The 25662-nt window shown below is 50.7% G+C and carries 25 protein-coding genes; 1 reads left to right on the top strand and 24 read right to left on the bottom strand.

Features of this window, described 5'->3' with window-relative positions:
- Entirely contained in the window at positions 1 to 597 is a 597-nt protein-coding gene (locus T504_RS0107775) for a biotin transporter BioY (protein ID WP_033170507.1), read from the bottom strand.
- Positions 598 to 844: 247 nt separating this feature from the next.
- On the opposite strand from T504_RS0107775, the gene T504_RS0107780 reads away from it, so the two are divergent.
- Positions 845 to 1912 carry a type II asparaginase gene (locus tag T504_RS0107780; RefSeq protein WP_033170508.1) on the top strand — a complete coding sequence of 356 codons (1068 nt, stop codon included), beginning with the start codon at positions 845 to 847 and terminating at the stop codon, positions 1910 to 1912.
- Positions 1913 to 2011: 99 nt separating this feature from the next.
- Here the strand turns inward: T504_RS0107780 and cbiE are convergent, their stop codons facing one another.
- From cbiE to greA, 23 genes are all read right to left on the bottom strand, one after another.
- Complete coding sequence (gene cbiE, locus T504_RS0107785; RefSeq protein ID WP_033170509.1) at positions 2012 to 2665, bottom strand: precorrin-6y C5,15-methyltransferase (decarboxylating) subunit CbiE; 654 nt, start codon at positions 2663 to 2665, stop codon at positions 2012 to 2014.
- Positions 2647 to 3759 (bottom strand): cobalt-precorrin-5B (C(1))-methyltransferase CbiD, encoded by a 1113-nt coding sequence (cbiD, locus tag T504_RS0107790; RefSeq protein WP_033170510.1) that lies wholly within the window; start codon positions 3757 to 3759, stop codon positions 2647 to 2649. The genes cbiE and cbiD overlap by 19 nt, the downstream gene beginning before the upstream one ends.
- A 61-nt stretch (positions 3760 to 3820) precedes the next feature.
- On the bottom strand, positions 3821 to 4810 hold the full coding sequence (locus T504_RS0107795) for a lysylphosphatidylglycerol synthase transmembrane domain-containing protein (RefSeq protein WP_033170511.1): 990 nt from the start codon (positions 4808 to 4810) through the stop codon (positions 3821 to 3823).
- A gap of 28 nt (positions 4811 to 4838) precedes the next feature.
- A complete protein-coding gene (gene folE2 / locus T504_RS0107800) occupies positions 4839 to 5627 on the bottom strand; it encodes a GTP cyclohydrolase FolE2 (protein ID WP_033170512.1) in 789 nt (262 codons plus the stop codon).
- A gap of 23 nt (positions 5628 to 5650) precedes the next feature.
- Entirely contained in the window at positions 5651 to 6295 is a 645-nt protein-coding gene (gene rpe / locus T504_RS0107805; protein WP_033170513.1) for a ribulose-phosphate 3-epimerase, read from the bottom strand.
- Complete coding sequence (rsgA, locus tag T504_RS0107810) at positions 6292 to 7200, bottom strand: ribosome small subunit-dependent GTPase A (RefSeq protein ID WP_033170514.1); 909 nt, start codon at positions 7198 to 7200, stop codon at positions 6292 to 6294. The genes rpe and rsgA overlap by 4 nt, the downstream gene beginning before the upstream one ends.
- 33 nt (positions 7201 to 7233) lie before the next feature.
- On the bottom strand, positions 7234 to 8997 hold the full coding sequence (gene pknB, locus T504_RS0107815) for a Stk1 family PASTA domain-containing Ser/Thr kinase (protein WP_033170515.1): 1764 nt from the start codon (positions 8995 to 8997) through the stop codon (positions 7234 to 7236).
- Positions 8998 to 9044: 47 nt separating this feature from the next.
- A complete protein-coding gene (locus T504_RS0107820; protein ID WP_033170516.1) occupies positions 9045 to 10442 on the bottom strand; it encodes a peptidoglycan D,D-transpeptidase FtsI family protein in 1398 nt (465 codons plus the stop codon).
- Positions 10435 to 11706 carry an FtsW/RodA/SpoVE family cell cycle protein gene (locus T504_RS0107825; RefSeq protein WP_033170517.1) on the bottom strand — a complete coding sequence of 424 codons (1272 nt, stop codon included), beginning with the start codon at positions 11704 to 11706 and terminating at the stop codon, positions 10435 to 10437. Before T504_RS0107825 ends, T504_RS0107820 begins: the two co-directional genes overlap by 8 nt.
- A complete protein-coding gene (locus tag T504_RS0107830) occupies positions 11703 to 12407 on the bottom strand; it encodes a Stp1/IreP family PP2C-type Ser/Thr phosphatase (RefSeq protein ID WP_033170518.1) in 705 nt (234 codons plus the stop codon). Before T504_RS0107830 ends, T504_RS0107825 begins: the two co-directional genes overlap by 4 nt.
- A 4-nt stretch (positions 12408 to 12411) precedes the next feature.
- Positions 12412 to 12855 carry an FHA domain-containing protein gene (locus T504_RS0107835; RefSeq protein ID WP_051635271.1) on the bottom strand — a complete coding sequence of 148 codons (444 nt, stop codon included), beginning with the start codon at positions 12853 to 12855 and terminating at the stop codon, positions 12412 to 12414.
- A gap of 10 nt (positions 12856 to 12865) precedes the next feature.
- Complete coding sequence (locus T504_RS0107840) at positions 12866 to 13609, bottom strand: FhaA domain-containing protein (protein WP_033170520.1); 744 nt, start codon at positions 13607 to 13609, stop codon at positions 12866 to 12868.
- Between the two features lie 87 nt (positions 13610 to 13696).
- Positions 13697 to 14740 (bottom strand): dual-specificity RNA methyltransferase RlmN, encoded by a 1044-nt coding sequence (gene rlmN / locus T504_RS0107845; protein ID WP_081823405.1) that lies wholly within the window; start codon positions 14738 to 14740, stop codon positions 13697 to 13699.
- Positions 14741 to 16072 carry a 16S rRNA (cytosine(967)-C(5))-methyltransferase RsmB gene (rsmB, locus tag T504_RS0107850; RefSeq protein WP_033170521.1) on the bottom strand — a complete coding sequence of 444 codons (1332 nt, stop codon included), beginning with the start codon at positions 16070 to 16072 and terminating at the stop codon, positions 14741 to 14743.
- Between the two features lie 26 nt (positions 16073 to 16098).
- Positions 16099 to 16902, bottom strand: coding sequence for a DUF116 domain-containing protein (locus T504_RS0107855; RefSeq protein ID WP_033170522.1), 804 nt, complete (start codon positions 16900 to 16902; stop codon positions 16099 to 16101).
- Positions 16903 to 16962: 60 nt separating this feature from the next.
- On the bottom strand, positions 16963 to 17898 hold the full coding sequence (gene fmt, locus T504_RS0107860; RefSeq protein ID WP_072022717.1) for a methionyl-tRNA formyltransferase: 936 nt from the start codon (positions 17896 to 17898) through the stop codon (positions 16963 to 16965).
- Entirely contained in the window at positions 17895 to 18362 is a 468-nt protein-coding gene (def, locus tag T504_RS0107865; protein WP_033170523.1) for a peptide deformylase, read from the bottom strand. Before def ends, fmt begins: the two co-directional genes overlap by 4 nt.
- Positions 18363 to 18387: 25 nt before the next feature.
- On the bottom strand, positions 18388 to 19227 hold the full coding sequence (locus tag T504_RS0107870; protein WP_033170524.1) for an amidohydrolase family protein: 840 nt from the start codon (positions 19225 to 19227) through the stop codon (positions 18388 to 18390).
- Positions 19228 to 19236: 9 nt separating this feature from the next.
- Entirely contained in the window at positions 19237 to 20487 is a 1251-nt protein-coding gene (gene pepT / locus T504_RS0107875; protein ID WP_033170525.1) for a peptidase T, read from the bottom strand.
- 126 nt (positions 20488 to 20613) lie between these two features.
- Entirely contained in the window at positions 20614 to 21177 is a 564-nt protein-coding gene (locus T504_RS0107880) for a hypothetical protein (protein ID WP_051635265.1), read from the bottom strand.
- Between the two features lie 265 nt (positions 21178 to 21442).
- A complete protein-coding gene (locus T504_RS0107885) occupies positions 21443 to 23005 on the bottom strand; it encodes a hypothetical protein (protein ID WP_033170526.1) in 1563 nt (520 codons plus the stop codon).
- Positions 23006 to 23181: 176 nt separating this feature from the next.
- Positions 23182 to 25119 carry a lysine--tRNA ligase gene (gene lysS, locus T504_RS0107890; RefSeq protein WP_033170527.1) on the bottom strand — a complete coding sequence of 646 codons (1938 nt, stop codon included), beginning with the start codon at positions 25117 to 25119 and terminating at the stop codon, positions 23182 to 23184.
- Positions 25120 to 25151: 32 nt separating this feature from the next.
- Positions 25152 to 25628, bottom strand: a complete 477-nt coding sequence (gene greA / locus T504_RS0107895) for a transcription elongation factor GreA (RefSeq protein WP_033170528.1) — start codon at positions 25626 to 25628, stop codon at positions 25152 to 25154.
- Between the last annotated feature and the right edge of the window lie 34 nt (positions 25629 to 25662).

The following is a 25662-nucleotide window of genomic DNA, read 5'->3' on the forward strand; positions in this document are numbered from 1 at the left end:
TCAAACCTCCCTTACAGCTGCTCTGGAATCGCGATCATCCTGCCCATCCATCAGCCAAAGACCAGCACGATAGCAGCGGAGGGCCAGACCAGCCGAAGCCATACAGAGGAGAAAGTCTGGTCCGGCCTGCAGTATCCCGCAGTAAAAAATTGCGGCCCACAAGGCAATGGGAGCATCGATAACGTAATTGGAAAACAAATAAAACCAGCTGATTCCCAGCAAATAGACAATGACCATTCCGCCAAAGTTCACGGCCAGCAGTGCGCGAAAAGAGATCCTGCTGATTTTCCGCGAAACTTTCCCGCAAAACCAAGCCTGCAAAGCAAAGCCCAGCAAATACCCAAACGTCGGCTGCAGCACATAGGCCGGGCCTCCCCCAGAAGCGAATACCGGAACTCCCATGAGCCCCAGTACGATATAAGCGGTCACAGCCACAGCGCCTAAACGGGCCCCCAAGATAAGTCCGGCCAACAGTGTAAACAGAAACTGCAGCGTGTAGACATCCGTTCCCACAGGAATCCACACAAAAGTGCCGATAGTAATCAAGGCAATGAAAAGGGCACAGCTTATCATTTCCCGAAGTTTTAGTTTTTTCATATACAACATCTCCTACTCGTAATAAACCTACAGGCATTAGCATACGACTCTCTTTATTAATTGTCAACTTTTATGTTATTTTTAGTTAACCAAGCATATAGTGATAGTGACATTTTATCTGGCATTTAGCCCTTTCCAAAGATATTTTGTAGTAATTTTGTAACATTTTATAGTTTTTTGTAGTCAATAACTAAAATTATTTATGAGTTCATAACAAAAACTTATTATCAGAAAGGGTGTTGTATGTATGAAAATGAAACGTCCATTGGCTGCCATGATGCTGGCTGCCATGATGGTCAGCGGCCACGGCTATGCGGGGGCTGCTGACAAGCCCGATGTCAAAGTTCTGGCAACCGGGGGAACGATTGCCGGAAGCGCTGCCTCTGACACTAAGACCACCGGTTACAAAGCCGGTGCCCTCGGCATCGACACATTATTAAATGCCGTGCCCGAAGCAAAGAATTACGCAGACCTGTCTGGAGAACAGATTTGCAGCATCGACAGCAAGGACATGACCGATGATATCTGGCTCAAACTTGCCAAACGCTGCAATGCACTGCTCAGTGATAAAAAAGTTGACGGCATCGTCATCACCCATGGCACCGATACACTGGAAGAAACTGCCTACTTCCTGAACCTTACGGTTAAGAGCACTAAACCCGTGGTTATCACCGGTGCCATGCGTCCAGCTACCGCCATAAGCGCCGATGGACCAATGAATCTCCTGAATGCCGTTCGCATCGCAGCCGACAAAAAATCTGCCGGCCGCGGGGTTCTGGTTGCACTCAATGACCAGATTGATGCCGCCCGTAATGTCACCAAGACCAATACCACTTCCGTCAACACCTTCCAGTCCCCGCTGTTTGGTGCCCTTGGCGTAGTCAACGACGGCGTGCCCGAGTTCTACGGCCAAACCACCAGACTCAATACGGTCAAATCCGAATTTGATGTATCAAAACTCGACAAGCTCCCCTATGTCAAAGTCATTTACGGTACAGCCAACGATGATGCGCTGTTTGTCGACGCCGCCATCAAAGCTGGCGTAAAAGGCATCGTCTATGCTGGTACGGGCAACGGCTCTGTCCACAAAGATGCCGAAAAAGCACTGGCCAAAGCCAGTGAAGCGGGCATCATAGTCGTCCGCAGCACGCGTCTTGTCTCTGGCTCTGTCATTCCTGCCGAGCAGTCCTATATCGACGAGCACTTCATCGACGGAGATTCCCTTAACCCGCAGAAATGCCGTATCCTGCTGCAGCTGGCTTTGACCAAGACCAACGACCGCAAAGCTATCCAGGAAATGTTCCACAAATATTGATTTTCTTCGCTAAATACTTTCTTTCCATCTCCTCAAAGACGAAAGGTCCATTGACTCTTAACTAAGAGTCAATGGACCTTTCGTGCTAATTGCAGGCGATTATTCTTCTACGATCAAAATGCCATTTTTCGCCTCAGGATAATTTTCTGCCTCCCTGAGCTGTATCGTCACTATGTTTTCATCGTCATAGGACAGGCGCGTGCAAATATGGAGCCTGGCCTCCCCCGACCAACCGCACTCCATCAAGATTGGCGGTATCGTCCGCGAAGTGAATTTTGCATCCGTCAGCATGCCGATGATGGCCCCCGCCTGATACAAAATTTTCTCCCGTTCCGGCTGACGCCCATGAAAACTCACCAAACGGGCATCATGCCAAGGAATAGCCAGACGGGCAAAGGCCAGCTGCATGGCGCTGATTCCCGGAATAACATCGAGGTATTCCGGAGGGAATTCCCGTTTGACTGCATCTAGCAACGAATAATAACCGGGATCTCCAGATACCATGACCACCACATCATGTTCACGGATTTCCTCATGGATAAAGGCCATTACGGCCTCAATATCTCGAGTCACCGCCATGGTATGCTGCCCAGCCGCAGCACCGCCGGCAGCATACTGTGCCAGTGCCCGCCGGCCTCCCACCAGAGCTTTTGCCCCCTCAATCGCCTTGCGGGCTAACGGTACCATATAATCCGGATTGCCGGGGCCAATTCCAGCAATGATAATCTTATAAGTTACTCTGGTATTTTCCATCCCAATGCCTCCCCGATTTCACTGGCGGTATCATCCATTCCCAATAACTCACCCTGCAAAGTCACCATAACCGTTCCGACTTTCATTTTTCCAAACAGATAGCGCTCTGCCCGGGCGCTGGCGCGCATGGCCAACGTCCGGCAAACCGTTTCCTTTAGCCCTGCCTGTTCCAAAATCACCAGTGCATCCTCAGTTGTGTTAGCGGCCAGCAATTTCTGCACCTTTTCCTGACTTAAACCGGCAGCTGCTGCATAGGCAGCCATCGTCTCAAGCCGTCCATCGGCGATGCGGTTGTGGGTATAAAAGACCCCAGCTGCCACTTTGCTGAGTTTTCCAATATGTCCAAAAAGCAATACCCGCTCCACCTTGCGCTCTGCCGCCGCCTCGAGCATAAAACCGATGAAGTTGCTGGTCTGTACCATAGATTCCGGGGGCAGCTCCCATGCCGTTGCAATGCGTTCGCCAATCTTGCCAGGAACAAATATCAGCTCATGAAAGCCGGCAGCTTTTGCCACATCAATCTGTGGCACCAGAGAATTTTTAAACCCTTCTTCCGACATCGGCCGAAGCACCCCCGTAGTGCCGATAACCGAAATGCCCCCTTCAACGCCTAGAATCGGATTCAGCGTCTGCTTGGCTAGTTCTACCCCTGCAGGAATAGAAATGGTTACTTCTAACGGCATCGCGTCCGTCCCCAGCACCTCTGCTACCACATTGCGAATTAACTGACGTGGGCCAGGATTGATGGATGGTTCTCCCACTGGCACAGACAACCCCGGCTTTGTCACCGTTCCGATGCCCACCCCAGCCTTAAAAACTACGTTCGGCTTTTGCCCCGTCAAATGACGCGTCAAAGTAAAGACGGAAACGCCATTGGTGATGTCCGGATCATCGCCAGAAAATTTCACCACCTCAGTCAGCAACCCCCCGTCTTTTTCCTGCACGTCTTTGATGGGAATTGTAAGCTTCGTACCGTCTAACGCAGTAAGCTCAACTACCTGCCAGCTTTCTCCGGCCTCGTAGAGCAATGCGGCTTTCACGCCAGCCGCGGCACAAGCGCCAGTCGTATAACCACTGCGCAGTTCTTTTCCCATGCGCTCACCTTCTCTTCTTTACGATAAACAGAATGCCTTCTTCTCAGGAAGAAGGCATTTTTCATTTATTCAGCTGCCGATTCAAGAAATCGCGGCCAAATACGGTCAATGTGTAATAAAGTCCAATCAGGAAGGGAATGTATTCGGCAATAAGCCGCCAGCATACGGCAATTATCCCGACAGTACCTGCTGGGACCGTTTCGCTGAACAGGTAGACAAAACCACCTTCGGCCACACCGGAACCTCCAGGCGTCGGCGTAAAATAAAGCAGCATGTTCAAAAAGATCATGCGCCCCATTACCGTATACCAGTCGGCATCAGTCACACCCAGTCCTAAGAGCAGGCACGGCACAATGGCATAAATGCACAAAAGATTCAACCCCGATTCGGCAAATACCAGCAGCATGCACTTAGGCGCCCTCGATAACAGGCTGATTGCGCACTTGGTATCGCGGTAGAAGGCAAACACCTTACGACGGCGCTGATTTTTCATGTTCTTGGTGGCCTTCACCACCACATAATCGAGATACCCACGGCGCGCCCCGATAACAATGGCCAGAATAACCACAAAGGCCGTAAGCGTAATCCCCATCAGCGTCGTATTCGACACACCGGGCAAAATCCCCTCATCATGCAAAAAGATAAAGGGCATACAAAGTACCAGGAAAAAAATCGACAACAGGGTACGCACAATAACGAGTACCGTCGCTTTTCCCGTTGGTACGCCGGCATGGCGCAGGAACATCAGCTGGGCCACAGCACCACCGGTTGCTCCCGGCGTCAACAGTGCCAAAAAGTAATTGCCAAATACCACCTGCACCGCCTGGTACAAGGTTATTTTCTCATTTGAAATTTTCACCATATGCATCAAGCGGCTGCCATCAAAAAACATGCCAAGACTGACTGCCAGCACCGCTAATACAATCGACCACGGCTGAAACTTGTCCAGATTTTGCAGTGTATTGATATCCACCGTCGAATAGATGACGATACCAGAAATAACCAACACCAACAAAATCAGAAACACAAACCGCTTATAAAATTTATTCATGCAAACCGTCCCTTAGGATAGCTTTCTATCAAGCCAACGTTTCCTCATGCGAAGCATAAGCACTGTGATTGTGGATGGATTCATAGTTCTCACATTCAATGGAAAACCACGCCAGTCCTTCCAGCCCGCGCATAGCCAGCACGGTATCGCGAAGAATATCTTCCACAAATTTCGGATTTTCGTAGGCTGCTTCTGTGACAAATTTTTCATCTTCACGTTTCAGCAGTGGATAGATTGGCGACGATCCCTGCTTTTCCACCAGGTCGGCCAAATCTTCAATATAGATACACTCCACACCTTTTTGGAAACGAAGCTGAACGCGAGCTACCGAACGCTGATTATGGGCTCCATACTGAGAAATTTCCTTACTGCAAGGACAAAGCGAGGTAAACGGGACATCAACCCCGAGCTGAAACTCCAGCTCACCGCCTCGCTCTTTCCGGCCCAGAAAACAACAGTCCAAATCAAGCACCGATTTCCGACCACTTACCGGAGCTGTTTTCTCCACGAAATACTTAAAGCTTAGTTCCACTTCTGCCGACTGTGCATCCAGCCGCTCTAGTGCCTCCATCAGCATCTTATCCATCTCCGGCTCAGCTAATGGTTTCTGACTCCATGGCATAAGGATTTCCAGGAAACGACTCATATGCGTTCCCTTGTACTCACTGGGCAAAGCTACCGTGAAGCGTATGCGGGCCAGCACCTGCTGAAACCCGCCTTCTTTTGTTTTTATCAGGAATGGCAAATGCGCATCTTTGATTCCGACACGCTGTATCGCAATTCCACGGGCATCTTCCCGATTTTGTACATCTTGCATATCCGCTTTCCTCACTGAACGCATCAACCGCGAATTGCCTTGATAGCCTCGCTGACATCATCCGCACCATAGACCGCCGAACCAGCTACCAACACATTGGCACCTGCCTCACGAACCCGCTTACTGGTCTCCGGATTGATTCCACCATCTACCTCAATATCACAGGTAAAGCCCATATCCTGAATCGTATGATAGAGCATATGAATCTTGTCAAGCTGAGACTCGATGAATTTCTGGCCACCAAAGCCCGGATTAACGGTCATGATAAGGACCATATCCACATCGGCAATGAGTTCTTCAATCATCGCCAGCGATGTTCCCGGATTCAGCGCAATACCTGCTTTACAGCCAGCTGCTTTAATCTGCTGGATGATGCGATGAGGATGTTTTGCGGCCTCGACATGAAACGTGATAATGTCAGCCCCAGCTTCAGCAAATGCCTCGATTTGCGTTTCCGGATGCTCTGTCATCAGATGAACATCAAACACGGCTTTTGAAGTTTGGCGAAGGCTCTTGACCACCGGTGACCCCAGCGTGATATTCGGCACAAAGGTACCATCCATTACATCGATATGAATGTATTCCGCCCCAGCATCGGTGACTTTCTTTACTTCATCCGCCAAATGGGCAAAATCAGCCGACAGGATGGAGGGTGCTATCTTAATCATTTATATTCCTTCTTTCGCGCAATCTTTTGATTTTCTTTGATTTCTTCATAAATATTGACATATGCGTCATAGCGTTCTTTTGTGATGCAGCCAGCTTCTACGGCCTGCTTTATCGCACAGTCCGGCTCATGGGTATGACTGCAGGGCGCAAAGCGGCAAGCCGAAAGATACGGACGGAACTCCGGGAAATAACCAGGCAATTCCTGGATTTCAAGCTCCGTAAGTTCCATGGCACTAAACCCCGGTGTATCCACGATAAAGCCATCCCCATAGGAAAGCAATTCTGCTACGCGGGTGGTATGACGGCCGCGCTTTATCTTTGCACTGACTTGGCCCGTCTGCAAAGCCAGCCCAGCGTCAATGCGATTGAGGAGCGACGACTTGCCCACGCCAGAGGGACCGGCAAACACCGTTACCTCTCCCAAAAGACACTGACGCAGCGCATCAATCCCCTCATTTTCTTCCGCCGAAACCCGCAGTACCGGATAACCGATCGCTTCATAGTCTTTAAGGAATGCCGCAATATCCCCTTCGTAGAGATCCTTTTTATTCACGCAGATAACAATCTTCGGAATCCCAGACCACTCCGCCAGAACCAAAAAACGATTCAAAAGCAGGGGATGAAGGTCCGGCTGCGCTGCGGCAAAGGTCAGCACAACCTGCGTTATATTGGCAACTGCCGGGCGTTTCAAAAGGCTCTGACGGGGAAGCTGTTCTTCCACCACCCCGCTCCCATCAGACAAGCGGTTGATGCGAACCAAATCCCCAGGCACTACGCCAGCACTCCGCCGGGTCTTTTTAAATTTTCCGCGCAATTTGCAGGTGACCATTTCCGGTCCATCCTGTCCTTCTGCAAGCACATAGAAAAAACTATTATATGCCTTTATGACTCGACCTTCTTGCATGAACGCTCCTTTTTTCTAAACCATTACAAAGAATCAGCGGCTCTTGGACCCCTCGCTATTACGAGATATCGACGGGTTGTCTTGCTCCTGTTTTCCATTGTCCTTTCCAGAATCCTTGCTATTCGATTTCTTAGGTTCCGCTACCACCAGTGTGATGGTAGAACCAGCAGTCACTGAGCTGCCGCCTGCCGGCGTCTGACTAATAACCGTTCCGGCTGCTTTTGTGCTCTCTTCCTTCGTCACACTGACCTTGAACCCTGCGCTGATCAGAGCGGATTTCGCTCCATCGACCTGCAGATTCGTCACATCCGGCACGGTGTTCTTGGTTTCTTTCTTGCCCTTGCTGACTGTGATATCGACACTCTGGCCCTTGGTAATCTTGCTGCCAGCCTTCGGATCCGTAGCGATTACCGTTCCTGCCTCTTCGTCGGAGTTTCGCTCATAGACCGAGCCAACTTTGAGGCCCATCTTCTTGAGTTTGGCCTCCGCATCGGATTTATTGAGTCCCTTGAGGTCCGGCATCTCCAAACTTTCCCCGCCTTTGCTGACGTGAATGGTAATGAGGCGTTCCTCTTTTACCTTGGCGCCTCCCTCTGGATCCTGCGAAACAACGGTTCCCGCTGGAACGCTGGCATCAAAGGTCTCCACCACATTGACCCGCAGTTTCTTGTCCTCGAGAATCTGACGTGCCAAGGTCATCTGTTTGCCCGTGACATCCGGTACAATGACCTCTTCCGTGCTCCAGAACTTACCATAACTCAGGAACGCACCGACAAAGAAGCCCATAAACAAGACCAGGATAAGTCCCGCAATGAATTTTTTCGATTTGAACACCGAACTTTCCGGTTCGGGCTCGTCGTAATCATATCCCGACGGCATGCTGCGCATATCGCGACGCGATGGCATCGGTTCATCCATGCGTGGCAATACCTGCGTGGCAAAGGGATCTGGCTGCGTGGCGGCATATCCCATGCCACTTCCCACCATCTGCTCTGCCTGCTGAATATCCTTCACGATTTCCGAAGCCTCCGGACGCATTGCCGGGTCCTTGCTCATAGCGCGGGCAACAATCGCCTCGACCACCGGAGGAATTGACGGATCAAGCTGACGAACGGGCACGGGTTCTTCCTGCAGATGTTTCATCGCAACGCTTACCGGGGTTTCACCGGTAAAGGGAAGCGTTCCCGTGAGCATTTCATAAAGGACAACGCCCAGCGCATAAACATCGGATTTGGGCGTAATCATCGTGCCCTTAGCCTGCTCCGGGGAGAAATAATGGACGGAACCGACCACATTGCCCGTATAGGTCATGGTAGATTCCGTAACGGCACGAGCAATCCCAAAATCCGCTACCTTCGCACTACCATCCGGCATCATCAAAATGTTGTGCGGTTTGATGTCACAGTGGACGAGATTGTTGGCATGCGCATGGGACAGTGCGCTGGCAATCCCCTTGGCGACAGTCAACGCCTCGGTCACGGATAAATGACCTTCCTGCTTGATTTTATCTTTTAACGTCCGTCCCGGAACATATTCCATGACAATGTAGTGCGCACCATCCATCACCCCAACATCGTAAATATTGACAATATTCGGGTGAGAAAGACGGGCAGCAGCCTGCGCCTCGCGATTAAATTTATCGATAAATTCCGTATCGCTCTTGAATTGATCATGCAGGATTTTAACGGCTACCGGCCGGTTAAGGAGCAAATCTTTTGCCTTGTAGACGTCGGCCATACCGCCGCCGCCAATCTGCTCCTGCAGCTCGTAGCGCTGATCTAAGACACGCTGTATCATTCATGTTCCTCCTAGGTAAAGATATAGTCTATCGGAAATCCCTGCCATTAATTCTGCAGGGACAGGATTACCTTGCGGGCAATCGGTGCCGCCTGGGTTCCGCCGCTGCCGCCATTTTCTACGATGATGGCAAATACAATCCGGCGATTGCGAAGCTCTGCTGAGCCGATAAACCAGGCATGGTCTTGCCCAGCGGCATTCTCAGCGGTTCCCGTCTTGCCGGTTACCCGCACGCCGCTTACCTGAGCCGCCCGGCCAGTTCCCTTGGTGACAACATCCTCCATGAAACTGTCAATCTTGGCAGCCATCGTTCCTGTTGTCGCCGTCAGCCATTTGGTAGGACGTGTATCTTGAATCACGGTTCCCCCTGGCGTAATGACCTGCTGCACCAAATACGGTTTCATGACAACGCCACCATTGGCAAAGGCTGCTGCCATCAAAGCCATATGCATGGGGGTAACCAGCAGCGTACTCTGACCAATACCGGTTTGCGCCAAATCACCATTGCCTAATTTCCCAAAGGCCGGCAGATGTGCCCCTTCCATGAGGATTTCTCCCCCCAGTCCTTTGTCAAAACCAAAACGCTCAAAGGATTTCTTTAGTTTCTCATCCCCCAAGCGCATTCCCAAAGTACCGAAAGTGACGTTACAGGACTCGGTAAGGGCCTTGCGCAAATCCACTTTACCATGAATCTCGCCATGGCTTTCCCGAATCGTCTCACCAGCGCCAAGGTCCAAGGAGCCCGAGCAATCGAAGATTTCCTGCTCATTGGTCACACCTTCCGTCAAAGCTGCATCCGCGATCATCGGCTTAATGGTCGACCCCGGTGGATACATGCCTTGAACGGCACGATTCAAAAGCGCGCCGTCAGCCTGCTTGGAAAGCGCCTGCCAATTGGCCTCGATATCATTGGGATCATAAGAAGGCGAACTTACCATGGCCAGTACCGCACCAGTCTCTGCATCGAGTACCACTACGGCCCCCTTGCGGCCATCAAGGCCATCAAAAGCTGCCTGCTGGGCATCGGATTCAATAGTCAGCTTGACATCATTGCCCTGCTCTGATTGAAACAGCTGCGAGGCCGGCCCTAGATGACTCAAATCATCGGAAAGCCCTAACAACTCACGATTGGCATGACCTTCTACCCCAGCGCTGCCAATTTTTTCGCCATTATAGCCGGTAACCGCCGCCATGGATTCCCCCATAGGATAACTGCGGCTTCCATCGGCACGGTTCTGGGCCAACACCCTTCCCTTGGCGTCGAGGATAGCACCGCGGCGTATGTCCGCCCGAGCTGCCGCTCCACGCATATTCAAAGGATTATTGGCCAAACTGTCGGCCTCCCAGGTCGACAAATAGATAATATATGCGGTCAAAAGACCTGTCAGCACCAACAAAAACGATGCCGCCTGCAGGATTTGCCGCTTGATTTTCCAATCAGCCATGTTCCTGCTCCTTCGATAACGAAATTAGAAGTCCCAGCAGCACAAAACTGGAAACCATCGAGCTGCCGCCATAACTGATAAACGGCAGCGTGATGCCAGTCAGTGGCAAAAACTTCGTGACACCGGCGACGATGATAAAGGCCTGCAAAAGCATCAGCGAACAACAGCCTGCCGCCAGCAGCACTTCCTTTTCCTTGCGGCAGGAAAGCGCTGTCTTTATCCCGCGCCAGAAAAAAAACACATAGCAGGACATCAGCATCATAGTCGCAATAAGTCCCATCTCTTCAGCAATTGCCGCAAAGATGAAATCGGTATGAACCTCGGGAATAAAGCCGGGATGACCATAGCCAAACCCTGTTCCCCAAATACCACCAGTGCCAAACGCAAACAGCGACTGCACAACCTGATAGGCCATACCATTGGGGTCCTGCCAAGGATTCAGCCAGATGTCAAAACGCACCCGCACATGGCCAAAAGCAGCATAACTGGCAGCAGCGGCAACCCCGATAAACGCCATTGCTAAAAACACATAGGATTTACTGCCCGTCGCCATATACGTCATGAGCACTGCCATGCCGAAAAACAGCAAGGCCGACCCTAGGTCTTTTTCAACGACAAACATCAAGACCGCCATGCCCCAAATACAAATCAGCGGAGCAATAAAGCGCAGTGGCGGCAGTTGCAGCCAAAAGATGCGATGCGCGGGAAGCGTCAATACGCGTCGATGATCCGACAGATAAGCTGCCAGGAAGAAAACAATCAATATCTTGCCAAACTCTGACGGCTGAATCGATATTGGCCCCAAAACGAGCCAGTTCTTACTGCCACCGATTTCCGTGCCAAACAGCAAAGGCAGTCCTAACAGGAAAATGCAAGCTAACCCCAGCAAATACGGATACCCCAGCATTCGCCGGATACGCCCCCAAAACCGTAGCACCAGAATCATCACCACCATGGCCACACATAGCCATTGAAGTTGACGAACTAAAAGTGCCGGCTTTAAACGGGCGATTTCCACAATGCCGACACTGCAAAGCGTCAGCACGATAGGAAACAGGAATGTGTCCTCCCGCCGTTTGATGATGACTGCCTGTATGAACAAGGCCAGAATAATCACCGCTGCCAGCCAAGGCACATAATTGAGCGGTCCCTGCAAAACTTCTGCCGTCAGTTTTGAACCACCCGGATTCATTTTCAAATAAAGCACACTCATGCCAAAGAGGACGATGCCCAGCGGAGCTGCCATTAATCCCCAATTTTTCATGAATCGTACACCACCACAATTACCGTTACATTATCATTGCCACCAGCGTTAAGTGCCCGCGTCACCAATTCCTTAGCGGGGTCGCCTGGGGCAGATTCAATCACCTGACGAATCTCCTCATCTTCGACGAGTTTCATGAGCCCATCGGTTGCCAGTATCAGGATGTCCTGCGGTTCCAGCGAGAAGTGCCCCGAATCCACCGTAAGATTTGGCTGCACCCCAACGGCCCGGGTCAGGTAGTTGCGCTTGGGATGAACCTTGGCTTCAGCCTCTGTGATCGTCCCTTCCGCTACCAATTCCTCGACATACGAGTGATCTCTAGTCACCCGTTTCATCTCGCCGCCTCGCAGCAAATAAAGGCGGCTATCGCCGACATGAGCCCAACAAGCTTCGTTTCCTTCAATATGCATGACCGTAGCGGTCGTCCCCATTCCCTTGTAATCGGGATGGTCTTTCTCACTTTCCAGGATTGCCTGATTGCCGGCCAGAATCGCCTCGCACAACGCATCCTCCCCGATTGCTGCTGTACCGGTCAGTTTCCGCCGTACACTATCGACCAGCATACGACTAGCTACCTCGCCTGCTACATGACCGCCCATGCCATCGGCAACTACATAGGTTGCCGGTTCAAATACATCCGCACTATCCTCGTTGCCCTTTCTCACCAGTCCAACGTCGGTAGCCTCATATACCTGAATCATCTGCTCACCTCTCGAATCTCAGTGCGACCATGCCGATGCGGACAATATCCCCCGACTTAATATAGGCTCTGCCTTGAAGCACCTGATCATTCACATATGTATGGTTCACGCTGCCAAGATCCTCGATGACATACTGGCTGCCATGCTGATAGATAACGGCGTGATGGTGGGATACAAATCCCTCCGGAATCATAATATCATTATCTTCGCCACGGCCGATTGAAATCTGCTCACTGAACGCAAACCGGCGTCCGGCAAGATTCTCCTCATTCGCATCCACTACCGAAATAACCGCCTCATTCTGGCTGGTCTCCGGCCGGCGCTGCCGAATGGATTCCCTGCGTACCTCGCGAAACATTCTTTTCGAAAGCTTAAGGGCAAACCACAACAGCCAGAGCAGCATACCATACTCCAGCACCACCCGGACACCCTTTAAAATAACCGCCATAGTTGGCAAATCATATCACCTCGTAAACTAAAACCGTTGCGCCAATCTGAATCTCATCCCCTGGCACCAAGCAATGCGCATCAATCCGCCTGCCATTAACATAGGTACCATTCGTACTTTGGGCATCGTGCAGGATGTGCCGATGATCCTCATACGTAATCCATGCATGGAGACGCGAGGCATTGACATCTGTCAGGATAAATTCATTCTTATCCCGCCGCCCGATGTAGATTTGCTTTTCCCCAAATTCCAAATACGCATCAAGATCCGCCCCCTCGATTACCGTGAGGGAAACCACTTTATGCTCTTGGGGCAGATTCAGCGGCGTGGACGCCGAAAGCCCCGGCCGCCTAAGCACGATCGTTTGAGAGGAAACTTCGTTATTCCCGCTTGGCCCATCGTCCTCATAACGGGAAGTCAAGGCATAAGTTCCCTTGATTCGATCCGCTTCCTTTTGACACTGGACCTGCAGCTTTCCTTCCATGCGGTAATTTTGCAAAATGACCTGCTTTTCGACCGCCACATAGAGTTCATCGATAACCCGCTGCGCACAGAAGCGCTGATAATCATCTTCCGCCAGCGTAAAGACATACCGGTTTGGCACCAGATGCATCGCTTTGCCCCGCCCCTGGCGCCCAATCTCTTTTTCCAGGCCCTTCATAAGCTCTGCCAGCTCCAAATCACTGCTGAAGCGTTTATTGAAAAATCCCTCGATATGTCCCTCGAGGAAAGATTCCAGCTTACCAATTCCCATGAAATAAGACTCCTTTATTCTCGCCTTTTTCCTTCTGTCCATTATAGCAGAAAGCAACTATAATGCCTAGGTTTCATTTTCCAGCCTTCAGTCCTTGAGATGCTTGTTGCGCAGCTGGCCACAGGCAGCTTGAATATCCACGCCCATCTCCCGACGGACCGTAACACTTACATGATGGTCGCGAAGGTACTTCTCAAACCAGTCAATGCGTGCCTTCGAAGGACGCATGAGATTGCGCTCCACCACTGGATTGATGGGAATGAGGTTGACACTCGCCAACTGTCCCTTCATCAACGCCGTGAGTTCTCTTGCCTGCGCTTCCCCATCATTCAACTGGTCGATCAAAATGTACTCATAGGTCACCCGACGCTTCGTCTTATCTGCATAATTCTTTGCCGCAGCTATAACATCCACTAATGGATACTTGCGGTTAATCGGCATAATCTCTGACCGCAGCTCTTGATTGGGGGCATGAAGCGACACCGAAAGGGAGATGGGCATTCCCTCTTCTGCTAGTCGCAGCATATTCGGAACAATTCCCGAAGTGGACAGCGTGATGTTGCGATAGCCCATTCCCAGCGTATAATCTTCATGGATAAGCCGCAAAAAGCCGATTACGTTGTCATAATTCATCAGCGGTTCACCAGAGCCCATGATGACCATCGTATCTACCTTCGCCCCGTTTTCCTCGTCGCGAAGCATATCCTCGATGGTAATGGCCTGTGCAAGGATTTCTCCCTTCGAGAGGTCCCGGGCCATGCCGTGAAGCGTCGATGCACAAAAGGCACAGCCCATATTGCAGCCAGCCTGCGTCGAAACACAGATACTATTTCCATAGGGCTGGCGCATGAGCACCGTTTCCACCGCAGTGCCATCAGTAAACTCCAGCAGGAATTTGGTGGTATGACCATCCTGCGAATCCAACCGGTCTTTAATGGCCGGCCGGCCGATGATAAGGTCTTTGGCCAACTCCTCCCGAAGCTTTTGCGATAAATTCGTCATCGCATGGAAATCCCTGGCTCCGCGTTGGTACATCCACTGGGCAATCTGTTTGGCCCGGAACTTCTGTACCTTATAAGGCTCTAGTACCGCCTGCAGCTCTTCAAGAGTCATCCCAAATATATCAATCATTTATTTCCTCCGCATTCTGGCAATGAAGAATCCATCGGTTCCATCCACCTGGGGGTAAAGCTGAATCATTGACTCATCACGCTTTTCGCCTGGCAGGAACGAGCCGGTTTTTTCCAAGCAAAATTCCGGATTCTCTGCTAAAAACGCCTTTACAACTTCTTGATTTTCCTGCGGTTCAATCGTACAGGTGCTGTATACCAGCACGCCACCGGCCTTAACGGCCTTGGCCGCACTGGCAAGGATTTCCAACTGCAGCGCTGGCAGCGCGTCGATTTCCGCCGCCGTCTTATTCCAACGAGCATCGGGTTTCCGCCGCAGCACCCCCAGCCCCGAACAGGGCGCATCCACTAAAACGCGATCGGCCATCGCCCGGTACTCTTCTCCCACCTCGCGGGCATCGAGCAAATCGGTCTCGATAATCGAAAGTCCAAGTCGCTGGGCATTTTCTTCAATGCGCGCCAACTTGTGTTCATAGATATCGCCTGCGACAATACGACCTTTGTCCTGCATCAACGCCGCCAAATGTGTCGTCTTACCGCCCGGTGCACTGCAGCAATCGATGACGAATTCACCGGGCTGCGGATCCACGACATGCGCTACCAGCATCGAGCTTTCGTCCTGAACCTGACAAAGCCCCTGCTTTAAAGGCAGCAATTCATCCAACGAGCCATGCTTCGTAATAATGACTCCCTCCGGCGTCCAAACGGATTCCCGTGCCTCAGCCCCAGCCTTTGCCAGTGCATTCAGCAAATCCTTTCGGCTCCCTTTGCGCGTATTGGTGCGCACCGACAGTGGTGCCTCACTGTTGTTGAAGAAGCAAAGATCTCTGGCCCCGTGAAAGCCAAACTCCTTAACCCAGCGTTTTACCAACCAATACGGATGCATGCTTTGCAGGGCCAATTCCTCTACGCCATGCCCCTTGCCGCTGGGAAACTTTGCCTTTTCCGGTTCACGCACCGCTGTGCGGAGCACGGCATTGACAAACTTCGCCGTACCGATATTGCTGTATTTTTTTGCCAGCTCTACCGCTGTATTACAAGCTGCCGAAGGAGGAACTTTGTCGAGATAAAAAAGCTGATAGATGCCAAGACGCAAAATATCACGGACCATAGGCTCAATTTTCTTTAAGGGACGGGTCACATAACGACGCAAAATCCAATCGAGCGTATCGCCGGCTTTTACAGCACCATAAACCAATTCCGTCACGAAACGGCGGTCCATATCCGAAAGATCTGCCCGACGAAGTTCCCGTGCCAATGCCACGTTGGCATAAGCCCCCTTCTCGTGTACCTCATGTAAAATTCTGACCGCGGTATTACGCGCTTTATCCATAAAATCCTCCTCTGCGGATTCAGCTCTTAATCGTTTTTCTCAGGAAGTATAATCTTTTCCAGCTGAGCTTTCACTTCCTCGATATCCACATGCGTGTTATAGCATGGCCCATTCGGGCGGATATTTAAGACCCCCACGGCCGGCAATGGATATACATCCTGAATGCCACTCATAAGATCCCGTTCACAGGCAATGGCCAACACTGCCTTCGGCCGCATCTTATAAATAATTTGCCGGGCCAGCGTACCACCGGTAGCGACGAAAAAATGAAAGCCCATTTCCTCCGACAACGTCACAAGTGCTCCGATATCACAACCGCCGCAACGCTTGCAGTTCCCCGGATCACGCGTAATCTTATGGGGGCAAGTTGCCAGCTGCAGGCAATGCGGGGTTACCACCAGCAATCGATTTGCCGGCACGCGGATTCCCATACGGTTGAACATCCGGTTGCTCGTGGCGATAAAAGAGCCCTCCAAACGGCGCTTGCTAATGCCGAACAACTTGGCCAGCCGTACCGATATAGGAAACAGCAAATTGACCAATTCATAGGTCCGCCGCTGCAAGAGCGGCAGATACGGCCAATCCATCACTGCTAGGCCCATATTCACTATGCCCAGCCATGCGACTACCACACTGACGGCAAAGATGCCACCGACAATAGTCGGCAGCACCTCAGCGATGTTGGCAAGCCCCGGACTGGCAATATACCAAATACCGTAGAGCAATGCCGCCGCCAGCACCGTTGCTAACGACAGCATGCCGAGAAACAACCGTTTCTTCGGCCGCCCCGGAATCACGATTTTCTTTTTCTGTTTGGATTGATCTGTCATTGTCTACCTCCAACAAATCTCACCCGAAAATAATTCTGCTTCCCTTTTCCCAAAATCCCATCAGACAAACGCAGCTGGCAGATCGATGCCATGACCATTCAGGTAATCGGCTGCCCGCATCTTTTTCTTGCCCGGTGCCTGAAGCTCCGTAATCTGCAGAAGCTCATCGCCAGCAGCCACCCAAAGGCCTTCCTTCTTATCGGCCTTGACGATGGTTCCCGGAGCAGCCGAGGTCTTCTGTCCCGTCCGCTTCGTCATCCAGATTTTATATTTCTTTGCATTCATTTCGGTAAAAGCCCCCGGCCAGGAATTCAATCCACGGACGAGATTGTGAATTTCCTGCGCCGATTTTGACCAGTCAATATGACCAGTTTCCTTGGTCAGCATTGGCGCATAGTTTGACTCCCCAGTCTGCGGCGTCCGTACCAGCGTGCCATTCGACAGCTCTTCGATCGTATCCATAAGAACGCCAGCGCCCATAGCCATGAGACTGTCGTGAACTTCCTCCAGCGTCATATCTGGTCCAATCGGGAGCTCTTTTTTCAGCAGCATATCCCCGGTGTCCAGACCAGCATCCATAAACATAGTCGTTACGCCAGTTTTTTCTTCGCCATTGATGACGCACCACTGCATCGGTGCCGCACCGCGATACCGCGGCAAAAGCGATGCATGAACATTGATGCAGCCATACGCAGGAATATCCAAAATGCGTTGCGACAAAATCTGTCCAAACGCAACGACTACCATTAAATCAGGCTTTAAGTCTTCCAGCTTTGCCGTGAATTCCTCCGTCTTGATTTTCTCCGGCTGATACACGTCTAATCCATGTTCTACCGCCCAAGCCTTTACCGGTGACGGCATGAGTTTCTGCCCACGCCCCCGCGGTTTATCCGGCTGGGTGATGACACCAATGACTTCGCATTCCCTATGCAGCGCTTCCAGGCACGGAACAGCAAACTCTGGCGTGCCCATGAATATTACACGAAACTTCTTCAAGCCTGATTCCCCCTATGAATACTCTGGGCAATATCGATAAAGAGCTGTCCCTCCAGATGATCCAGCTCATGCTGAATGCAACGCGCCAAAAGCCCCGTTGCCGTCACCCGCTGTTTCTTACCACGACGGTTCGTGAACTCCACCTTGACCTTCGCAGCCCGTTCTACTTCGCCATAAATATCCGGAACCGACAGGCACCCCTCCGTATCGGTCTCCGTCCCCTCGCGAAAGGTAATGACCGGATTGATGAGCTCCAGCAAACCATGTTCATCCTGGCAGTCGATAACCACCAAGCGGATAGCCTTTCCTACCTGCGGAGCAGCAATACCAACGCCATTGCTCTCATACATGGTTTCCGCCATATCATCCATGAGTTTTTTCAGCTGCTTGTCGATTTTCTCAACCGGCGCGCAGACCTCTTTCAATACCGGATCGCCTGCCTTTTTGATATCCAATAAAGCCATATAGTTACTCCTTTTTCCTTTCTCTTTATGAACTAACGGTATTCTTCTCCGTCAATTTCAATCGATAGATGCGCAGGGCATTCTCATAGAACACCGCGTCCCAATATTGCTGGGGAATAATCGCCTTGGTAAATTCGATATAATCGCCGAGATTTGCCAGTGGCCAATCGGTGCCAAACATGAAGCGGTCGTAGCACTCCAAATACTCCAGCCAGCCCTTCATCCGTTCCATATAAAAATGCTTTTTCTGGCAGAACGCGGCAAAATCGGGAATTTTCCCTGTGAGAATCCCCGACAGGTCTGCCGTGACATTGGGATTTTTCTCGATTACCGCTGCCGCATCTTCAAACCAAGGCTCGCCGAAATGGCACATGACAAAATTCACCTTGCGGAACTTCACCGCTGCCTCATCCATAACCATCGGGTGGCTGTATTTCAGCAGGGCATTATCGGTGGCCGTCAGCCCCATATGAACTGCTACCGGCTTGTCATATTTCTCCGCCAATTCATAGAAGGGTTTCAAACAATCCTCATAGATATAGAAGTAATTGTAGCCTGGATAGAGTTTTAATCCCACACATCGGGGATTCTGGAAATGCTGTTCCAGCAAAGCGGCCTGCTGGCGTATCGACACCCGATCAAAACCTTCGCGGCTGTCGATGCCAACACAATAACTCACAAAGGATGGATAATCTGAAGATAAATCCCTAAGGGGCTGATTCCCCATGACAATGCCATGAACCATACCATGCAACCGATACTGTTCTACTAAGTGTCCGCCATTATTTTCATGGCCTGCGGCCCTGGCGATAACATCAAAATAAGCATCATCGCAAAAATGAAAATGCGCATCGATAATCTTCATAACGATTCCTTATTTCTTTAACGCTGCCGCTCCAACTGCAATGCCCAGAACCGTCTCCCCAGCTTTTTTGAGGGAATTCAGCGGCAAATACTCAAAGCGGCCGTGGAAGTTGGCACCACCCGTGAAGATATTCGGGCAGGGAAGCCCCATGAAGGACAGGCGGGCGCCATCCGTACCGCCGCGAATTGGCTGTACATCCGGCGTAACGCCTGCAGCTTCCATTGCCTGCTTAGCCAGTTCCACTACATACATATTACCATCTTCGATTTTCTCTAACATATTGAAATATACGTCATGAGGCGTCACTTCCACGGTGCCTTCGCCATATTTCTTATTGAAGAAATCCGCCATGTCTTCCAAGTAGGCCTTGCGCTGCTCAAACTTCTGACGGCTATGATCGCGAACCAGCATGTTCATGGTGCATTTCTCCACGCCACCGGTTATCTTATAGACATGGAAGAAGCCCTCGTAACCTTCCGTATACTCTGGTTTTTCCCCAGCTGGAAGCTGCTGCTGCCACTCCGCAGCCAGCGTAATGGCATTAATCATCTTGCCCTTGGCATCTCCCGTATGAACACTGCGCCCATGGAAGGTGATGACCGGATTGGCGGCATTGAAGTTCTCGTACTCAAGGCCGCCAATTTCCCCACCATCAATCGTGTAGGCAAAGTCTGCCCCGAATTTCTCCACATCAAAGCGGTCCGCACTGCGCCCCGTCTCCTCATCCGGCGTGAAGCCCACGCGAATCTTGCCATGCTTGATTTCCGGATGATTTACCAAATACTCCATCGCACTGACGATAGCCGTTACCCCAGCTTTGTCATCAGCCCCCAAAAGGGTAGTGCCATCAGTAAACATGATGTCCTGACCTTTATACTTGAGGACCTCGGGGAAATCCTTCGTGGAGAACACAATGGGGCCATTTTCATTAAGAACGATATCCTTGCCATCGTAATTCTTGACAATCTGTGGCTTAATCGGGCCGCCGGCAGCATCCGGGCTCGTATCCACGTGAGCGATAAAGCCAACTACCGGGGCATCCGCCGCTCCGTTTGCCGGCAGCGTCGCCATAACATAGCCATGATTGTCCAGATCCACTTCCGTAAGGCCAATAGCTTTCAATTCTTCAGCGAGATGTTTAGACAAAACCATCTGTCCCGGCGTACTGGGGCAAGCTTTGTCATTTTCCTCATCAGACTGCGTGTCAAAGCTGATGTAGTCCTTAAAACGTTTTACCATTACATCCATATCTAATTCCATGGATAAACACCTCGATTGTTATTTTCTATTCATACATCCTTATATTATAACATTCTCCCCTTGAAATGTCATCCAAGCAAAAAAGACGCACTCCCAACGAATGCGTCTTTTCCTACTATATATCGATTAGAGCAGCCCTTTTATGCGTTCATTTCCCTTTTCGAGAGTTTCCTGCAAAGCTGCCGTAATGCTGCCCTTGTAACTTCTCATTCCCACCATGACAGCCTTATTATTATTGGCTGCCGTTGTCTGGAAAGCTACCATTTTCCCCGTAGCGGCATTATAAAAATGATATTTCAGTTTAGCCGTCGTGCTTACCTTGTTGGAGAAATACGCCATATGACGCGTGCTTTTCAAATCTGCGACTTCCAACGCCACCACATAATCAGCACCGGTAGACTTTGCTACGTTCTCCATCATATCTTTATCCGGAAGCATCTGATCTGCCACCACATATCCAGCTTTTGTCAGTGCAGCTTCTGTCTGCTCCTTCGATAAAACCGTCATGCCCTCTTTGGCAAAATAATCCGTATAGCCTTCCTTTACTGTGTCCGCCACATACCCCTTTGTTTCCTCCGATGTATTAAGATATGGAACCACCGCAATCTTATGACCTTCCGCTGCGCTGGCCACAGCCATTCCCGACAGGCACAATACAGTCATTACCAACAACAACAATTTTTTCATCATCAAAATTTCCTCCCCTTCAGAAAGACACCACCAAACTTCCCCAGTCAGCTTCTGTGCCCAAAATCATAATCTCACGATATAGTATAACACTCGCACTCATAGCATTGCAATCTATCTAGATATTAAACTTAATTGCCCCCACCTTGCATCGTAATAGTTTTCCGGGGTACTGTAACCTATGCTTGCTAAATTAATGCCGCCATTCTTGCGATTCTGTATATGTTTATTATATCACAAGAAACATATATCCCGTTCTTCCGCATCGTTATCCGATGATATTTCTAGCCAGTACTGCCAGTTTGCGAAATATCGGCTCATCGCCTGCCCCTTGCGAAAAAAGTTCGGCTTCCCTGCGCGTGGCACCACTCTGCTGCCAGGACTCCCCATGCTGCAAAAGCGTCATGGTAAAGACGCGTTCTCCTATTTGAGCGGGAGAACGATTTTCCTGTACCGCTTCATCAAAGCCTGCCTTTTGCTGCTGATAACGGATAAGCCGCTCCGAAAGCCCTTGGATTTCAACGGCAATATCCCCCTCTTTATCCCGATGCAGGAACCAATCGACAAGGTAAACATACTCACAAGTCGTCCAAGGGATGACGGCCCGGTTCCGATGCGGCACTTCTTCCTCATCCGCCATTTGCTCTCTCGTATTGTATTCCATCGGAACAAAATCCGGCGCTTCATCCGTAAGGGAAGCAAATTCTGCCTCTGACACTGGCTCAGGCACCCATTCTTTCAGCGATATTGTCTCTGCTTCCGGCCTGGAAAGCTCGTCAAACGCCAAAGGCTCTACTTCTTCTGCCAACTTTTCTTCCGGCATAGTTTCTTCTGACAGGTTCTCTTCGGGCATAGTTTCTTCTTCCGCTCCACTTTCCCGAAGCCGGCGCTGACGATGGAGCCACGAGCGTGCCTCCCGCTCATGCTGTCTTGCCATTTCCTTTGATGCGATAAATTCCACCGCTAGTCCCTGGCGCTCAATATTTTCCCGTATGTCATCGGCGTATTCATCCGCCGTAAGCCTCGGCAGCAATAGTTCCGTCTCCCGCCGAAGCCGTTCAAACAACTCTGGTTGTTCCTGCTTAATCCCATAGATTTCGTAAGCAAGTTCACCGTCTGCCCCCTCATCTTCTGACTGAAACGAAGCCAGCACACGATATTGGCCTTCCAAAGCCTGTGGCGAAAAATCCTCCAACCGATACGCATCGGTAACATGCTGATACAGGAATTTTTGCACGACAGCTGCCAGCTGTTCGAAATAAACCGCATGCTCTTCTTCGGATAACGGCTCTGCTCCCAAGCGTTCCTGAAGCGTCAAAAGTTTCACCACTGTCATGATCCGGCAATCCCATTTGACAGAATCCATTCCCTCCGTTTCCGTTAAGATAACACCTTCTTGTGGCAAATACTCCGTCTTGGCTGTTTCATCGAGTTCCACCTCCGCTGCCGCCATGCTTTCGTACGCCTCCGTATAATTGCTCGCCCAACGTACTGCATCGACAAAAATCGGCGTGCGATAAGCTGCAGCTTGCGGTTTTTGCATCATCGCAATATGCTGGCGCACGGCCGTCAAGCCACGATAGCTCGCATCGACCGTAAAGCCTCTTTTTTCCGCATAACCACGCAAGCAGGAGGATATCAACTCGATTTCCAGTTCATCCTCCATCCCCTCGTGATTTCGGATTTGCCGCATGGCTTGATATACTTTAGCGCGTTCCGTTCCATCCCAGGGAACCCAGCGTTTTTCTCCCGTTTCCAACCGAAGATGAAAGGCTTCATCGATTATTGGTTTACCCGCTAACATTCCCTGCCGTCCTGCCGCTGTTGTCATTTCATCCTATCCTTTCTCACGCTGTTATGCCCTATATTTGTTTTTATTATATCATACCATTTGACAAGTCAAAAAAATGACCGGTCAAATCCAACAAAAGTCAGATTTGACCGGTCAACAGTCAATTGTCAACAGTCAAATGTCAAATGTCAAATGTCAATCACCAACGATATCCTTTAGCACATTTTAGCGCCAGCCGGGATATGCGGATCAAGCTGCAACAGATGCAGTTTTTCCTCGCCTTCCTCCGTGTGAACAGCCGAAATCAGCATACCACAGGATTCAATGCCCATCATAGCACGCGGCGGCAGGTTGACGATTGCCACGAGCGTCTTACCAATGAGCTCTTCCGGCTCATAGAACGCATGAATTCCCGAAAGGATCGTGCGATCCGTGCCCGTACCATCATCCAGCGTGAACTGCAGGAGCTTCTTGCTCTTCTTGACAGCTTCACAAGCCTTTACCTTAACCGCACGGAAATCACATTTGCAGAAGGTATCAAAATCAACCATATCTTCATAGAGCGGCTCCACTTCAACCTTCGAGAAGTCAATCTTCTCCGGAGCAGCGGCAGCCGGATTCTCCGGACGGTCAATATGTGCCGGTGCATTAAGCGGTTTCATCGTCGGGAACAGCAGGACATCGCGAATCGAAGCGGCATCCGTCAGGAACATGACGAGACGGTCGATGCCGATACCGACACCACCCGTTGGCGGCAGGCCATATTCCAGTGCCATGACGAAGTCTTCATCCATACCATGTGCTTCATCGTCACCAGCCTCACGCTGTTTGAGCTGATCCTCGAAACGGCCTTTCTGGTCGATCGGGTCGTTGAGCTCCGTGAAGCCGTTCGCGAGCTCACGGCCATAGATGAAGAACTCAAAGCGGTCCGTGATGCGCGGATCATCCGCATTGCGTTTCGCCAGTGGCGAGATTTCCGTCGGATGTCCCGTGATAAAGGTCGGCTGCATGAGCGTCTCTTCCACTTTTTCCTCGAATGCAGCGTTGAGAATACCACCAATGCCATGACGCTCTTCGTAAGGTACCCCGATTTCATCGGCCATCTTACGGGCCTCTTCGACCGTCTCGCAGGACATGAAGTCTTTGCCCGTAGCTTCTTTGACGGCATCGTTCATGCTGATGCGTTTAACTTTGGAAAGGTCGATTTCAACGCCCTGGTAATTGATGACCGGCGTGCCAAGGACTTTCATGGCCGCATTGACGACGATGCCCTCGGTGAGGTCCATCATATCCGTGTAATCCGCAAAGGCCTGATAGAACTCGATAGACGTGAATTCCGGATTATGACGAACGTCCATCCCTTCATTGCGGAAGATACGGCCGATTTCATAAACACGATCCAAACCGCCAACGATGAGGCGTTTGAGGTTCAGCTCCGTTGCAATGCGCAAATACAGATCGATATCCAGCGTATTGTGATGCGTGATGAACGGACGAGCTGCCGCACCACCAGCAATCGTCGAAAGCACCGGCGTTTCTACTTCGAGATAGCCGCGCTCATCCAGATATTCGCGAATCGAGTTAATGGTCTTCGTGCGACGACGGAACGTCTCGCGGACATCCTGATTCATGATGAGATCAAGATAACGCTGACGGTAGCGGATGTCGACATCCTGCAAGCCGTGGAATTTCTCCGGCAGCGGACGCAGCGATTTGCTAAGCAGTTCGAAATCCTCAACACGGACCGTTACTTCACCGCGATGCGTCTTGAAGACGACGCCGCGAATGCCGACGATATCACCGATATCAAGTTTGCGGAACTGCTGCTTGTATTTCTCCTCACCAAGAACATCGATCTTGAAATAGACCTGAATGTTGCCCGTGCGGTCATTGAGCGTGCAGAAAGAAGCCTTGCCGTGGCCGCGGATAGCCATAAGACGACCGGCAATATTTACCTCTGGCCCTTCTTCGTCCCCTTCGAGGCCATCGTTATTCTTCTTGATGTCCGCTGCATAGTCCGTCACCTCATAGCGATGGCCAAACGGTGCAACGCCAATTTCCTTGAACGCTTCCATTTTCTCGCGGCGAACCTTAAGCATCTCATTGAGATCCTGCTCCTGGCTCTGCTGCGCGTTTTCTTTGTTTTCTGCCATAAAAGCAATTACTCCTATCTATACGGCAATTCTTAGCCTTTGATTTCTTCAATCTTGTACTGAATGATGCCAGCCGGAGCGTGTACATCGACCGTAGCGCCTACCTTCTGGCCCAAAAGTGCCTGACCCAACGGACTCTCGTTGGAGATTTTCCCCTCATCCGGGTCTGCCTCAGTCGAACCAACCAGCATAAACGTTTGCGGGCCATCTTCTGCGAACTCTACATCGAGAACAACGACCTTCGAACCCATCTGCACCGTATCACTGCTACCAGCTTTGATGATATCAGAATTACGAATCTTAGCCTCGAGTTCCTGAATCTCACCTTCGAGGAATGCCTGCTCGTTTTTCGCATCATCATACTCGGAGTTCTCCGAAAGGTCACCGAGGGCAATTGCTGCCTTCAGGCGCTCAGCAATCTCAATACGGCGTACGCTCTTGAGATAGTTAACTTTTTCCACCAGTTTATTATAGCCGTCTTCGGTCAGCATGACCTTTTTATCTGCCATGTAGAAACGCCCCTTTGCAAAATCAGATTAATAT

It is taken from the genome of Selenomonas sp. ND2010 (assembly GCF_000702005.1).
Classification (GTDB): domain Bacteria; phylum Bacillota; class Negativicutes; order Selenomonadales; family Selenomonadaceae; genus Selenomonas_A.

Coding starts and splice junctions, on each gene's coding strand:
- T504_RS0107835 (WP_051635271.1), bottom strand. CDS start 12,855: ATGGCGGTTATTTTAAAGGGTGTCCGGGTGGTGCTGGAGTATGGTATG.
- folE2 (WP_033170512.1), bottom strand. CDS start 5,627: ATGCAAGATGTACAAAATCGGGAAGATGCCCGTGGAATTGCGATACAG.
- cbiE (WP_033170509.1), bottom strand. CDS start 2,665: ATGGAAAATACCAGAGTAACTTATAAGATTATCATTGCTGGAATTGGC.
- pepT (WP_033170525.1), bottom strand. CDS start 20,487: ATGGAATTAGATATGGATGTAATGGTAAAACGTTTTAAGGACTACATC.
- rsgA (WP_033170514.1), bottom strand. CDS start 7,200: ATGCAAGAAGGTCGAGTCATAAAGGCATATAATAGTTTTTTCTATGTG.
- def (WP_033170523.1), bottom strand. CDS start 18,362: ATGGCTTTATTGGATATCAAAAAGGCAGGCGATCCGGTATTGAAAGAG.
- greA (WP_033170528.1), bottom strand. CDS start 25,628: ATGGCAGATAAAAAGGTCATGCTGACCGAAGACGGCTATAATAAACTG.
- T504_RS0107855 (WP_033170522.1), bottom strand. CDS start 16,902: ATGACAGATCAATCCAAACAGAAAAAGAAAATCGTGATTCCGGGGCGG.
- T504_RS0107880 (WP_051635265.1), bottom strand. CDS start 21,177: ATGATGAAAAAATTGTTGTTGTTGGTAATGACTGTATTGTGCCTGTCG.
- cbiD (WP_033170510.1), bottom strand. CDS start 3,759: ATGGGAAAAGAACTGCGCAGTGGTTATACGACTGGCGCTTGTGCCGCG.
- T504_RS0107840 (WP_033170520.1), bottom strand. CDS start 13,609: ATGGGAATTGGTAAGCTGGAATCTTTCCTCGAGGGACATATCGAGGGA.
- T504_RS0107870 (WP_033170524.1), bottom strand. CDS start 19,227: ATGAAGATTATCGATGCGCATTTTCATTTTTGCGATGATGCTTATTTT.
- T504_RS0107825 (WP_033170517.1), bottom strand. CDS start 11,706: ATGAAAAATTGGGGATTAATGGCAGCTCCGCTGGGCATCGTCCTCTTT.
- T504_RS0107830 (WP_033170518.1), bottom strand. CDS start 12,407: ATGATTCAGGTATATGAGGCTACCGACGTTGGACTGGTGAGAAAGGGC.
- T504_RS0107885 (WP_033170526.1), bottom strand. CDS start 23,005: ATGACAACAGCGGCAGGACGGCAGGGAATGTTAGCGGGTAAACCAATA.
- T504_RS0107795 (WP_033170511.1), bottom strand. CDS start 4,810: ATGAATAAATTTTATAAGCGGTTTGTGTTTCTGATTTTGTTGGTGTTG.
- rsmB (WP_033170521.1), bottom strand. CDS start 16,072: ATGGATAAAGCGCGTAATACCGCGGTCAGAATTTTACATGAGGTACAC.
- lysS (WP_033170527.1), bottom strand. CDS start 25,119: ATGGCAGAAAACAAAGAAAACGCGCAGCAGAGCCAGGAGCAGGATCTC.
- rlmN (WP_081823405.1), bottom strand. CDS start 14,740: ATGATTGATATATTTGGGATGACTCTTGAAGAGCTGCAGGCGGTACTA.
- T504_RS0107775 (WP_033170507.1), bottom strand. CDS start 597: ATGAAAAAACTAAAACTTCGGGAAATGATAAGCTGTGCCCTTTTCATT.
- pknB (WP_033170515.1), bottom strand. CDS start 8,997: ATGATACAGCGTGTCTTAGATCAGCGCTACGAGCTGCAGGAGCAGATT.
- T504_RS0107780 (WP_033170508.1), top strand. CDS start 845: ATGAAAATGAAACGTCCATTGGCTGCCATGATGCTGGCTGCCATGATG.
- rpe (WP_033170513.1), bottom strand. CDS start 6,295: ATGATTAAGATAGCACCCTCCATCCTGTCGGCTGATTTTGCCCATTTG.
- T504_RS0107820 (WP_033170516.1), bottom strand. CDS start 10,442: ATGGCTGATTGGAAAATCAAGCGGCAAATCCTGCAGGCGGCATCGTTT.